This is a genomic window from Deinococcus hopiensis KR-140 (genome assembly GCF_900176165.1).
In the GTDB taxonomy this organism is placed as follows: domain Bacteria; phylum Deinococcota; class Deinococci; order Deinococcales; family Deinococcaceae; genus Deinococcus; species Deinococcus hopiensis.
The window spans coordinates 1-13,690 of the sequence record NZ_FWWU01000005.1 but is presented as its reverse complement, the minus strand read 5'-3'; the positions used below and the strand labels follow the sequence as shown (position 1 = coordinate 13,690).

Sequence of the window (13,690 nt, the reverse complement as noted above, 5' to 3'; positions counted from 1 at the left end):
CCGCAGAGGCACCCTCCTGAGCTCAATCAGGGATGGGGCATATTCGCGCGATTTTCGCCCACCCAGCCTCTATCTTCCTCGTATGCCCAGTCGCGCTTGGCCCACGGATCTGCCCGCGGAGGCCGTCTTCCTTGACCTCGAAGTCCAGGAAGGTGGCCTCCGTGTGGGCGCGATGGTCAGTGGGGGGCAACCTTGGCTGTTCACCGCTAAGCACCTGCCGCAAGTCGAGCAGGTGGTCCCGCGTGTCCAACGGTTGATCGGTCATAACATCCGGCGGTTTGACATCCCTCAGCTGGAACAGTTGACGGGGACGCCCTTCCAAGTTGATATGGACAAGCGGTTGGTGGACACGCTCGAGCTGGCCAGCCTCACCTTTCCTGGTGAGCCGTCCCAGGCACTCGACAAGCTGTACCGGGAGCATGCGCACCTGAGTGACCCCATCGAGGACTGCCTGGAAAGTGCGTACGTCTATGTGCGCTGTGCTGCCGCTCTCCCCGACCTGCCCCCGCTGGTCCGGGCAGTTGCCCGCCGGGTGCTCCCACTCGGCGCGACCCTCGACCTGATCCCCGACGGGGTAGGGGATTGGGCTGTGCTCCGGGCACTCCCTCTCCAGGGCGATTGGAGCGCACTCGAAACGTTCATGTACACCCTCCCGGAGCGGAGCTGGGGAAATCTGGGTGCCGTGGTGTTCCTGCATTGGCTGCTGCGTTCCGGTGACCCCGCGTTGCGGCGCCCCGCGTGGATCATGCATGAGTTCCCCACCTTCCTGGCGGCCGAGCGCGCGACCTTCCCGGGAGGCTGGACGGGCGAAGCCTTGCGCTCCGAACTTCAGGCGCTATACGGCCCCAGGTACGATTTCCGCGACGGTCAGCTGGAGATTGTGCGGGCCCTGCTGGGCAGCGAGGTGGTGCCGCTGGGCCTGCTTCCCACCGGGGGCGGCAAGAGCCTGTGCTTCCAGTTCCCGGCGCTGCTGCTCAGCAAGTACCAGCGTGCGCTGACGATCGTGGTGTCCCCGCTCCAGGCCCTGATGGAGGACCAGGTGATGAATCTGCGGCTCGCCCTCCCCGGCTGGGGGGACCGCGCCGCTTTCTTGGCGTCCTCGCAGAGCCCCATTGAGCAACGCCGCATCCTTGAGGACGTCTGGGAGGGACGCACCGACCTGCTGTACGTCAGCCCGGAACGGCTGCAGAACGCTGGAGTGCAGCGCCTCCTCAAGCACCGCAAGCCCGCCCTTTGGGTACTCGACGAGGCGCATACGCTCAGCCAGTGGGGCATGGACTTCCGCCCGGACTTTCTCCGCATCCCCCAGGTTATTCGGGAGATCCACGCCGGAGGAGAAGCGCCGCTGGTGGGCTTCGTGACGGCCACGGCCACCCTGAAGGTCGTGCAGGACCTCGAGACGCGCTTCGTGAACGAACTGCAGGGGCTGCTCGGCCGCCCGATGCACCGGGTGCCGGACACCGCACCTTTTCAGTGGCGTTCGGAGATCCAGACGGAGCTGCAGGTTGTGCCGCACAGCGAACGGCTCAACGTCATCGCTCGGGTGCTCACCGAGCGGCGTGGGCAAGGGGTCGCCATCGTGTACGTGCGGAGCCGGGCCCTGTGCGAGAGTCACGCGGAGGCGCTGGAACGCGTGGGCCTGCGCGCCGCGCCCTATCACGCCCGCATTCCCGCAGCGGAGAAACTCCGGGTCCTCCAGGCCTTCAAGGACGGCGACCTGGACGTCGTGGTGGCCACGAGCGCCTTCGGCATGGGCATCGACCGACCCGGTATCCACACGGTCATCCACGCTGGGCCGCCGAGTGCGCCGGAAGCTTACCTGCAGGAGATTGGGCGCGTGGCCCGGCAACCCGGCGAGCAGGGGCACGCCCTGATGCTGTGGGACGAACGGGACTTCCTGCAGGCGTTCCGGCTCGAATCGCAGGGACGGCTGGGCGGACCCAAGGCCCTCAAGGACTGCTGGGACCTCGTCAAGAAGCGCTTGGAGTTACCCCCGAATGCCCGTTGGGTGTCCAGCCTGGAGTTCGGGGACATCCTGTCCCGCGATGACCCCGAGGAGCTCACCACCCAAGCGCGGGTCGCCCTGTTCGCCCTGGAGGCTTACAGCCTCGTGCGGGAAGGCGAGAAGCAACCGGCCCGCTTACAACTCCGCCTGCTGGAAAGCAGTGCCGCGCCCGGAGTGGACGCACTGCCGCTCCTGACCCTGCTGCGGGCCCGTGGCCACCGTGCTGGGGACGAAGTTTCACTGGACGTGCGTGAGACCGCTCTGCTGGCTGGACTGCGCCTCTCCAAGATCGTGACGGCCGCGCGGCAACTCGTGCGCAGTGGGCACGCCCGGTGGAGCTACCCAGTGGCCCTTCGCGCGCGCCGTGGAGCCAGGACCCAGCTTGACGCCTGCAGCGCCAGTCTGCGGGCGTTCGCGGCCCACCTGCGGGAACATCCAGACGCAGACCTCACCCGCCTGAACCTGCAGCCTGTGGGGGAGGACGTGCGCCGCCGACACCGTCAGGCGAACCTCCTCACGGCCCTGCGGGTCCTGCAGGCCCTGGACATCGTCCGCAGTCGCCGGGATACCTTCCACGTTCACCTGCAACCCGTGCAGGAAGGCGTGAGTCCCCCGCAGTGGCTGGCGGACGCCGAAGAGCGGTGGGTGGGTGTTCGCGCACTGGCGGACGGCCTCATCAAGCGCTTGAGTGACTTACTGGGCGGGGAGGCATTGGAGCTGAACGCCGCGGACCTCGACGCGCAGTACGAGGCAGAACTCGGCGGTCTGGACGCCCTGGAGGCCCTGTATGCGGTTCAGTACCTGGGACTCGCAAATGTCGCCCGAGGGGAGAGTGAGACGGGCAGCGTCTTCTACCTTCAGCGCGGCGACCGCCGCGCCTACAACAAGGCGGCGTTCCGACCTTTGGAATTGCATTACGCGGACCGGGCCCGGCGCCTCCACGTGATGAGGCACCTGCTTCAGCAGCCGGACGAAGCGGTCCGCGTCGACCTGCTCCGCGACTACTTCACAGTGCCGCTCGAAACGTTCTGTCAGCGCCACCTGCCCCACCCAGAAGCAGCTGCGACTCCGCAAATTCCGGAGCAACGCGAGCGAATCCTCGGGGGACTGAGCGAAGCGCAGCTTCGGGTGGTCACGGACGACGAAAGCCGCGCGATCCTGGTCCTCGCTGGGCCCGGCAGTGGCAAGACGCGCACGATCGTGCACCGCGTGGCCAATCTGGTTGCTCTGCGGGACGTGAACCCCGAGCGGGTCTTGGTTCTTGCCTACAACCGGACAGCGGTCGCTGAGGTGCGTGAGCGCCTCGCGGCCCTGCTGGGTGGCAGTGGCCTACACGTGGACGTGCTGACCTTTCACGGCTTGGCGCGCAAACTCACGGGTCTGAGTGAACGTGACGCGCCCCGGGAGCTGCCCGCCGGAGACCGCTTCACCTGGCTGATCTCTCAAGCGGTCATTCACCTGCGTGAGCAGCCCGCTCCGTACCAGTATGTCCTCGTCGACGAGTACCAGGACATCAAGGGCGCAGAGTACGACCTGGTCACCCTGCTCGCCTCCTTTGACCGGCTGGGAGGTCCGGAAGGTGCCGACGAGGATGAACGCGAGCAGCCCGGCTATCTCGTCGCTGTAGGCGACGACGATCAGAATCTCTACTCCTTCCAGGGCGCGAGCATCGAGTTCATTCGGCGGTTCCGGCAGGACTACGACATTGCCGACGAGAAGGTCGTCCCCCTCCTCGCGAACTACCGCAGTCGCCCAAGAATCGTCCAGGCCGCCAATGCCTTTATCGAAGCCGCCCTTCCCGAGGAAGCCCGCCTGAAAGGCACCGCCGGGCGGGTCGTGAGCGTTCGGGACGGAGAGGGGGACGTGCGTATCGGCCGGTACCGGCACCGCTACCATGCGGCCCTGGGCCTGGCGCGAGAGCTCGCCCGACTCATTCAACAGGGCACGCTCCCGCACGAAATCGCCGTGCTTGCTCGGGAGTGGACGCACCTCCACGAGGTGCAGCACACCCTGCGGGAAGCTGGCGTGCTGTACCAGCTGTACAACGTGCACGATCAGCTCCGCCCCGCGAGCAGCCTCATCGGTGCAGCCCTCCGTGACGCCCTGACGGCTCAACCTGACGCGCCCACTTCAAACGCGCACGGCACGCTGGAAGCCCTCCGCATCCAATTGGGGCTCAGCGCCCAGGACCGGGCCTGGCCTGCCATTCTCAACGCTACCCAGGATCTGAAGGACACCACCTGGGGTGCACTGGCCCTCCGGATTGACGCAGCCAAACCCCTCGCCCGGGGAGGCGTGATCCTCAGCACCTACCACAGTGCCAAAGGCAGTGAGTTCGACCATGTCTTCATTCTCAACGAGGGGTTGCGGCGCCATGGGCTGGACACGCCACCGGACGATACCCGGGCGCTCTACGTGGCCCTCACGCGCGCCCGACAAAGCGTCACCCTGCTCCGTAAGGAAGAGGATTGCCATCCCACCCTCCTCAACCGCGACTACCAGACCGCGTTGAAGGACCTGGGCGTCCAGCCTTTCCCATTGCCTACAGGGGAGCGTCTCCCCTCCCGGATTCGCTACAGCCTGGACGGTGACCCAGGCGACCTGTACGTCAGTGCGCCCGAAGTGCTGGAAGCGCCAGGCCGTGCAGCTGTTCAGGTGTATGCCAGCCAATGGGGCGCTTTACGCCTGCAAAATCAGCGGCTTTACAGCGTCCACGGCCCCGTCGCTCGCCTCAGCCGCAACGGCAGGCTCAATCAGCGGCTCAGCCGAGCGAGCGGAACAGTTCGCGCCGCAGGAGCTACCGTCCTGCGCTGCGAACGTGACGAAGAGTGGTACACCATCGCGCGGTACATGGGCACGGAAACCCACCATTACCACGTGCTGCCCACCTTCGAGGTGGAGGAACCTCTCAAACCCTAAGGGTGCCACTGCTGGGCAGCGGCGAGTTGCTCAGCCTCAGCCTGACCAGGGAGGAAGTGCTTGTCCTTAATTCTGACGATGCGGAGCCAGACCAACAGCACGTGCTGGGAAAGCTGGGGAGGAATGTGGCTTCAGGGCAAACTTCAGTAAGATGGTTCGTACTTGCGATGACCGCTTCGATTCGACACCGAATTATGAGGAGACAACTCCCGGGATTACCCGACTTGAGGAGGAAATACCCCGTTCCGGAAGATACTGACCGGCACGCTGTAGGCAGGGAGGCCCTGGTCCTGAAGCATCGAGAGGCAGCTATGAATACAGCAAAAGTTCTTTCCGTACGATTATTCGGCATGAGAGCCACTTTCGCTCCAGATAACCACCCCTACAAATCCTAAATTTTTTGAACTTCCGCGCAGAAGTTTTTCCAAGAGGAGTTCCAAGTTGCCAGGCACAGAAGATCAATTTCCCACTTTTGAGTTGGAAACCGTAGGCGTGAAGGCCAAGGGGCGACCACACGGCAGCCGCTTCACTGTTCTTGCCGGAAGTCAGGCACGGGCACAAGTGACGGATAGCTATGAACGTTATGTTCCAGCTGGCTATAAAGATCATCGTCGGCGCCTTTTGGATGAAGGCGTACTACAGCCAGATCCCTCAAGTGGTGAATTGCGTTTTGTGCGCGATGAAGATTTCAATGGCAGCACAGAAGCAGGCTGCATTGTGGCAGGGCGAATGGTCAATGGAATTCGCGAATGGTTTGTTCGCGATTCAGAAGGAAAAAAGCAAACGCATGGGCAATGGCTTACTTGGTTCTGGGGAGATAAAGATACGCCAGTATTTACTCTGAAGACTGATCTTCTCACCGCCTACGCCCAAATGCGCAAAGGGAGATTTGTTGTTCTGGCAGGCAGCGAGGCCGTGAAATCAATGGACTCCGAGAAAAGGGAAATCAAGCAGCAGCTGATCGATAAAGACGTCTTAAGAGAAAAGCCGGATTCGCATTTATTCGAGTTTACAACAGACACTGCTTTTGAGTCTGCAACTGCCGCGTCAAGCGTGATTCTGCTGCGAAAAGGTGGGGGCTCCTCAGGATGGATCTTCCAAGATCAACAAGGGAGAGAAGTTGTCTTTGGTCAATGGATGGGCATGCTCTCAAAGATCCCCTCTGAGGTCAGGCAAGCAAGACTCGGCTTAACGCAGACCACAGAGCAAGAGGCAAAGGGGACCGAGATGCTTGAGGCGCACGGCCACCGTGAGGAAATTCTCGGAGATGTTGTAAACAGCGACTCCGTACAACGAAACCAGATTTTGTATGGCCCTCCTGGAACTGGCAAAACCTATCAAGTCATCGAGCGAGCTCTGGCCATCCTGGACCCAGACTTTCTGGCGTCCACACTCGCCGACCGTGCAGCTCTTAAAGCCCGTTACGATAAATGGTTCGCTGCAGGCGCTATTTCGTTTGTAACTTTTCATCAGTCCTTCGGCTACGAAGACTTTATCGAAGGCATCAAGCCAGTCATGCATGACGGGCAGCTAAACTACCAGCTGGAAGACGGCCTCTTTTTGGAAGCTGTTCGCGCCGCAGGCGGAACTCTACTTCCTGCTGGGCCCACAGCAGCCAGACAGCCAGTTATACAGGCCCATCAGGCCATGCGGCACGACGCCCAGGTGTGGCGGATTTACATAGACGGTACGAATACGGTCAGCCCTGTACGCGATCGCTGTCTGGAACGAGGAGAGATACGCGTCGGTAGCTGGAAGAAGAGTCCGCAGGATTTAAACACCCTGAGCGAGGAGGAACCCAATCCCTCGCAGATGCTGTTCCGGGATGCCATGCGCTTCGGGGATATGGTTCTGCTGGCGAAGAGTGCTGACAGTATTGGCGCTGTAGGCCTCGTTGACGGTGATTATCACTTTGACCCGAACAGCGACCCGCTGTTCGCTGATGATTACGCTCACGCGAGACCAGTCCACTGGCTGGCCACGGAGTTGGACGTTGCTGCTCAGGACATCACTGGTCGGAAATTCGCGCCTCCTACCCTGCAACGCGTTGCAGGGGCCACTGCCCTGGAGGTGCTGCAGCGCCTTCACCTTGGCTCTACAGCTTCGCCCAGTCGCACAAACCGTCCTGCATCTCGCCACGTCCTGATCATTGACGAAATCAACCGGGGCAACGTCGCTAAAATTTTCGGTGAACTCATTACCTTGCTGGAGCCCGAGAAGCGCGCGGGGCGACCAGAAGCATTAACCGTTAAGCTGCCTCTCAGCCGGCGGCAATTGAGTGTGCCAGACTCGCTCTACATCATCGGCACCATGAATACGGCCGACCGGAGCCTGACCCAGCTGGATACGGCCCTGCGCCGGCGATTCGTGTTCCATCCCGTCTGGCCTGAACCTGCGGTCCTACCAGTGCTCAACCTTGATGGACGCGAACTTGACCTGAGAAAGTTCCTGTACGCCATCAACGACCGGATCCAGCAGTTGCTCAGCCGTGAACAGGTGATTGGTCATGCCTATCTGCTGGGCCTGCCCGCCACACTCGAGGGCGTCGCAAGTGCCTTGCGGGAACGCATCCTGCCACAACTCGAGGAGTACTTCTTCGATGATTGGGCCAGGATTCGCGAGGTGCTCGCAGATCAAGGGAAAGAACGGCACCTTCAATTTGTGCACCAGGACAAGGTGGGTGATGAGGTCCGGTACCGCGTCAATGAGGCTGCGTTTGGAGAACTGGAGGCCTTCACCCTCGTCTACAGCCGCATGTCGCCGGACGTCTTCCCATTTGGGGCGTGAGTGTGCACCTGAGCGTCCGAGAACATGACTTTTTGGTCCGGGGGAAGGTCAGCAGTCAGGGCGACGGGAATATAACCGTCCTCAGCGAGGAGGCCTTCGACGCTGTCGAAGCTCTTGTGCTCGAGAAAACCCAGGAGCTGAATCCCGTCGCTGTCCCCACGAGGGTGGGCGGGCAGACGTCTTTGAAACTCACCCAATGGGTTGGACTGGTCCGCACTCCGGACGGAACCACCGTGGAGATCCTTCCAAAGACCCATGAGCGTCCGGGCACTCGGCACTCGGACCCACTGGCGTCTCCTGGGCGCAGCCGCACTCTTCTTTTGCGCATGCTGGTGGCGACGGACGAGCGCTTTCTTGTCGCCCCTCCTGCTGACCTGGACGCCACGCGGATGCCCCTGTTTGAAGTCCTGCTCCGCTCTGTTCTGGAGGGAATCAAAGTCGCCGTGAGGCGCGGTCTTCCTCACACCTACGTGCCGGTGTATGAGGAACGCGCTTCGTTGCGGGGCCGGCTGGACCTGCCCCGGCAGATGCGGCAGCCGCCTCAACATGCGCATCGACTGAACGTGGTGTACGACGAGTTTTTGCCCGACAGACCGGAAACCCGCCTGACTCGCCTGACTGTGGAACGGGTCTCTCGTATGACGCGGCTGCAGCCCACCCGGCACCTGGCTCGAGAACTCCTGGTGGCGCTTGAGCGTGTGTCCCCAAGCCAGGATATTCAGCGTGATTTTTCGGCGTGGCGGCTGGAGCGTGGGCACGCGCACTTCGCTGCTCTGGAGGCCCTCTGCCGCTTGGTGTTGTACGAGCTCAACCCGCTGGTGGGCGGCATCACAGCCAGGGCTCACGCCGTCCTCTTCGATATGAACAAGGTGTACGAAGGGTATGTCGCTCACCTGTTGCGCGTGCAGTACCCGAACTGGCTTATCGAGACGCAGGTGACAGACCACGCGTTGGGACGAGTGAATGGCCAACGGGCCTTCCCCCTTCGTCCTGATCTACGCATCACAATGCCCGACAAGCAAGTCGTCATTGCCGATACGAAGTGGAAGAGGCTTAAACCAGGTGGCGGGCCCACCTATGACATCACCAACGCCGATGCTTATCAGATGTTGGCGTATAGCCATGTGTTCCATCAGCAGTCATCAGAGTCACGGAAACCGCTCTGGTTGATTTACCCGCACCTCGACGGCCTCCCCCGGTTGTCTGCCCCCATCATCCTCGGGGATGGTCGGGAGCTCACGCTGCTGACCGTTGACCTTGAATCTGATTCTCCCTCGATTCCATGCGAAGCGGGGCTTGATGCTCAAGCACGGTAGACTCACCCATCTGCGACGATCTCTCCGAGGTCCAGGTCATACCACCCGAGCTCGCTGACCCCAGGAATCGCCTGCACTCCTCCCACGGGAACGACCGTGAGGTGGGTATCCCAGGCATTGTCCGTGCAGAGCCTGCCCTTGTACTGCAGGCCGGAACGAGGACTGTAGTACACCTGCGCGATCTTCATCTCCCGGTGGTCGTGCAGCAGGCAGATGCCGGTCGTGCCCTCCAAAAGGACCTGGACACGCTCGCCGTCCTCGGGAATGGGCGGAGCGGTTTCGGCCCATGCGGGCGTCCGCCGCGTGCGCGTAGCTTCCAGGGCAAGCTGCTGTAAGGCGGTGTGAACGCGCATGAGGCCTTCATCGTCTGGAGCCATCTCAAGGTCATAAGCGGCGAGGCTCGCGGCCGTCTCCAGCACACGCGGAAGAACGTCGTCACCCAGCAGCCGGCCGGAAAGCCGCAGGCTACCGTACGTCTGGTCATAGATAACGACCACGCCGTCTCCTTTGGGCAGGCCAGGGCGCTCCACACGGAGCTTATCCGTGGTGACGCCAATATCGCGGCTCTCAAAGGGCACCGTGAGCTGGAAGGCGTCGAGAACGATCTCAGCAAGGCGGCCCCGAGGCACGTCTCCCTGCAGGAGACCGTGGTGCAGGACGATCCCGGTGGTGTACATGTTGCGGGAGAAGCGCGGTTGCTGGAAATAGATGCCGGTCTGGTGGGGATCAAGTGGGTACGCGCTATGAAAGGTATTCGGTCCACGGCGCTCATCGAAGCCAACCACGTTCTCCGAAATCATGACGTCGCAGTCCACTGCCTGAAGCTGTCCGTGCTGGGCTGCCTGGTAGACACTGCCGGCATCGAAGTTCGGGAAAGCCAGGGTGGGCAGGCAGCTGGGCTTGGTGGAGAAGCGTTTCTCAGGGCGGACGTGCACGGTGCGGGACAGCGGATTGATGCGGGTCACCCGGTATGCCCGGGTGGCATACAGATACACAGCACCTGGGTAGGCCTCGCGCATCACCTGACCGTAAGAGAGTGTGCCGAGTTCCTGTGGGCCGTTGCCCTGCCGCAGCTCAACCTTATAGCTGGTTTCCACGTCCCGGAGTGGGAAGGCGTGATTGGGCCGGTCACCTGCCTGGGCGCGCAGCACGTGAAGCGCTGGAGGCAGGGTACCCGACCGCTCACGGGCAACCAGATCGAGGAATCCATCAGGCCAGGTAACCGGCGTGTCGATTTCCGAGTCGGTTTCACGGTCCAGAGCAGTCATCAGGGCGTCGTGTTCCCCGCCAGCGCGCGCAAGGCAGATGGCATGGATGCACTGAATGTTCTGGTTCTCGAGGTACAGCGCGCCGTCCGCGAGGGGCCGAGTGAGCACCTCTTCCGGCCGTTCAAACAGCAGGGCGTCGCTGGCGGAACCCGAATCGAGGATCAGCACCCGGCCGGGCCGGCGGCGGCCCACGCGGCCAATCCGCTGATGCAACGACGTGCTGGAAGCTGGGACGCCGAGCAGCACGACTGCGTCGAGGTGCGGAATGTCCATGCCGAGTTCCAGGGCACTGGTGGAGATGATGCCGTCCAGGTCGCCGCGGGTAAGACGCGCCTGGATCTCCGTCCGGTCCCGGGACTCGTAGCCGCTGCGGTACGGCAGGACACGCAGCTTGGCGAGGGGCGAGCTGTCCAGCGGATGGTCGTCCGAGTCCTCGGCGTCGTCCACATCCGGGCGGCGGGCCATGATGCTCGCCAGGTTCTCGGTTTGCTTGCGCGAGTCGCTGAAGCACAGGAACTTCTGGCCATCTGCCGCGAGGTCGTGCAGTAGGCTCGCCGCTCCGGTGAGCAGGTCCCGGCCAGGTTCAGTGGGCCGCAGGAAGTGAAGGCTGACCGGCTGCCGGGGCGAGCCGTCGCGGTCCGGACCGATCAGCGTGAAGGTTCGCCCGGTCAGGAGCATGAGGTGCTCGGCGGGATCCTGGATGGTGGCCGAGGCGCACACGTACTGCAGCCGTTTGCGGGTCAACGTCTTCAGGGCGTGCTCGTAGCGCCTGAACAGGAATGCGGCGTTGCTCCCGAACACGCCGGTGAACGTGTGCACCTCATCGATGATCATCAGGCGGGTGGCACGGATGAAGTTGCGGACAGACTTGCGGGCGAGGTTGCTGAGCAGCCAGGCGTGCAAGACGTCCGGCGTGAGGATGACGACGCGGCAGGTGTCGAGGATCAGCTCCCGCTGGCTGACCGGCACGGCACCGTCAATGCGGCCCACTCGGGCATCAACGCCTGCTGCCTGAAGCGTCTCCTTCCACCGTCCTTCCTGCTCGGCTCCGAGTGCTTTCTGAGGATAGAGGACGACCACCTTCGTTTCCGGAAGGGTGGATAGGGCCTCGAGCGCGGCGAGGTGGAAGCACAGCGTCTTTCCGCTGGCGGTGCCGGTGGTGACCGCGAAGTCCTCGTAGCTGGCAGCGCAGGTCGCGGCGTCGGCCTGGTGGGTATAGATGCCGCCTGGAAAGGCACTACGCAAGTAACGCTTTACCACTTCACTGCTCGGCAGGTCGCCCAGAGGCACGGTGCGGGCCTCGCGCTCTGGCAATTCAAGAACGTGGGTTTCGGACCAGGAGGAGGTCTGAGCACCGTTATAGGGGGGAAGCTGGGGCATCGTGGTCATGGGTGAACCTCCTGTGGGGCGCTGGCCGCTCCCGTTGTGCCCGCAGTGTGGGATAGAGCCGCGACATCGAATGACGCGGACGAAGTGTCAGCCGCCGTGTCAGTCGATGACGCAGCGCTGGCGGATACTGCAAGTGTTTGCGTTTTCGTATGACATCTGCCTTACGGGCGTGCTCCCGCTGGGCAGCATGGCGCACTATCGACGCGAAGCGTACAGCTCCCAGGCCAACCTGAAACCTACCTGCCCGTTGGCTGAGCCTTTCTCGTTTCCCTGTGGGGGTTCGTCCCCATCTCCTTCAGCTTGTCGTCGGTCAAGGCCTCGGCCCTAATCTCCTGCCGCCCGCATCATGAGTTCCTCCGCTGAATCATACGGAATAAGGATGATTCTCGATTATACGGTTATGAGGTCATATCTCTCCATGCCTTCCCAGACGTAATCTGTATTTTAATCATAAATCCAACCGTATACAGGAATCACTTTGATTCCGTATCACGCTCCTGTAGTGGCTCTCGAGCTCAGCGAAGGCGCTGCTCCTGAACAGGGCCGCCAATGGACGCAGCCATAGGGGCAGCAGCGGTACCGCCAGACAGGCTCAATGCCCTCAAGCTGCAGTTCCTGGGCGGATCTCGAGAAATGCGCCGTGGTGATGCAGCGCTGATCAGGGGTCCGCAACCAGACTTGAAAAGGGCTTGGCCGCTCCGCACCCACCGCCTGGAATTCAACTTCTGGCAGCGCGATGCCGTGGGCCTCAAAGGCCTGGTGGATGAAGGCCTGCACCTGCACAAGGTTTTGGCAAGAGCTCGTGCCCTTAGAGCATTTGTCATCATAAAGGAATGAAGCCAGTCGGGGGTCGAGGATACAGTCTGGATTTGCGAGAACGAGTGGTGGCGGCGGTAGAAGGCGGACAGAGCCGGCAAGAAGTCGCCCGGTTGTACCGAATGCGCGTCGAAACCGTTGATACATATCTGGAAAAGCAGCGCTTGGGAACACTCCACGAAGTGGGTCGGTCTTCTGGACGTCCTCCACGTGTCACCCTCCTCCACGAACAGCAACTGTTGAAGCAACTCGAAACGCATCGGGACGCGACCTTGGTCGAGCATGCTCGCATGCTCGAAGAAGCGACAGGATTAAAGGTCAGTTTTAAAACAGTGGACCGGGTGTTTCGCAAGCACCACATCACCCATAAAAAAAACGCTGGTCGCGAGCGAACGAAGTGAAGAGCACAGACAGCAGTTTCTAAATGATCTGGCTCCCTATCTCACGCATCCGGAACAATTGGTCTTCCTGGACAAGCGTGGTTTTCATACAGCAATGACACGTGGGTACGCCCGTGCTCACCGTTCTGAGCGCGCTCAGGGCCATGTTCCCAGGGATCACGGACGCAATCAGACGTTGATTTGCGCCCGACAACTTACGGGACCCATGGTCCCGTTCGTCCTGACTGGGGCGGTCCATGGTTCAGCGTTCGAATGGTACGTCCGCCACCTGCTCTGTCCTGCCTTACAGCCAGGACAGGTCGTTGTCATGGGCAATCTGTCTTCTCATCATCGAGCCTCCGTTCGCGTGCTCATTGAGGCACGGGGGTGTCAGCTCTTGTTCCTTCCCCCCTATAGTCCCGACTTGGGTCCCATTGAAATGATGTTCTCCAAGATCAAAGCCGTCGTAAGAGCAAGGGCTTGCCGAACCATCGACAGTCTCATCTCTACTCTTGGAACTGCTTTGCAGGCGGTTCGCGCGCAGGACATTACTGCCTGGTTCCGGCATGCCTACCCTTCGGCGCCTTTATGACAAATGCTCTAAGTTGGGACACCGCGAGCTCAAACAGGAGGTGGGACTGGATCACTTCAAAGGCCGAAGTTGGCAGGGTCTCCATCATCATGCGGTGCTCTGCCTGGTGGCGCTCCTCTTCCTGCAATGGCTGCGCCTGTCGCAACCCGATGATCTGTTCGGAGAGACCCTACCAGCGATTCGAAGGGAGATCGCCGGGTGTATTCCCCGACGATCCA

General features: G+C 61.8%; 6 protein-coding genes and 1 pseudogene. 6 read left to right on the top strand and 1 reads right to left on the bottom strand.

The annotated features are described in order from the left end of the window. The first annotated feature begins 82 nt into the window (after positions 1 to 82). From B9A95_RS04890 to B9A95_RS04880, 3 genes are all read left to right on the top strand, one after another. Entirely contained in the window at positions 83 to 4,924 is a 4,842-nt protein-coding gene (locus B9A95_RS04890; protein ID WP_139806463.1) for a RecQ family ATP-dependent DNA helicase, read from the top strand. A gap of 441 nt (positions 4,925 to 5,365) precedes the next feature. Continuing rightward, positions 5,366 to 7,711, top strand: a complete 2,346-nt coding sequence (locus B9A95_RS04885) for an AAA family ATPase (RefSeq protein ID WP_245808146.1) — start codon at positions 5,366 to 5,368, stop codon at positions 7,709 to 7,711. Continuing rightward, positions 7,708 to 9,027 carry an McrC family protein gene (locus tag B9A95_RS04880; RefSeq protein WP_084045839.1) on the top strand — a complete coding sequence of 440 codons (1,320 nt, stop codon included), beginning with the start codon at positions 7,708 to 7,710 and terminating at the stop codon, positions 9,025 to 9,027. The genes B9A95_RS04885 and B9A95_RS04880 overlap by 4 nt, the downstream gene beginning before the upstream one ends. Before the next feature lie 2 nt (positions 9,028 to 9,029). On the opposite strand, the gene B9A95_RS04875 is transcribed toward B9A95_RS04880, so the two are convergent. Continuing rightward, on the bottom strand, positions 9,030 to 11,684 hold the full coding sequence (locus B9A95_RS04875; RefSeq protein ID WP_084045838.1) for a DEAD/DEAH box helicase: 2,655 nt from the start codon (positions 11,682 to 11,684) through the stop codon (positions 9,030 to 9,032). 549 nt (positions 11,685 to 12,233) lie between these two features. Here B9A95_RS04875 and B9A95_RS04870 point away from each other — a divergent pair. From B9A95_RS04870 to B9A95_RS34465, 3 genes and pseudogenes are all read left to right on the top strand, one after another. Further along, the gene (locus tag B9A95_RS04870; RefSeq protein WP_084045837.1) at positions 12,234 to 12,521 is read left to right on the top strand and encodes a hypothetical protein; all 288 of its coding nucleotides are present in this window, start codon (positions 12,234 to 12,236) and stop codon (positions 12,519 to 12,521) included. Further along, a protein-coding gene (locus tag B9A95_RS04865; RefSeq protein WP_139806462.1) for an IS630 family transposase occupies positions 12,518 to 13,472 on the top strand; the annotation gives its coding sequence in 2 pieces (ribosomal slippage) (positions 12,518 to 12,868 and positions 12,870 to 13,472; 954 coding nt in all). Before B9A95_RS04870 ends, B9A95_RS04865 begins: the two co-directional genes overlap by 4 nt. A gap of 19 nt (positions 13,473 to 13,491) precedes the next feature. Next, positions 13,492 to 13,690 (top strand): annotated as a pseudogene (locus B9A95_RS34465) (IS701 family transposase); the annotation flags it as partial.

Excerpts from the sequence above, each read along its gene's own strand:
- B9A95_RS04875 (WP_084045838.1), bottom strand. The coding sequence starts at position 11,684 with ATGACCACGATGCCCCAGCTTCCCCCCTATAACGGTGCTCAGACCTCC.
- B9A95_RS04870 (WP_084045837.1), top strand. The coding sequence starts at position 12,234 with ATGGACGCAGCCATAGGGGCAGCAGCGGTACCGCCAGACAGGCTCAAT.
- B9A95_RS04890 (WP_139806463.1), top strand. The coding sequence starts at position 83 with ATGCCCAGTCGCGCTTGGCCCACGGATCTGCCCGCGGAGGCCGTCTTC.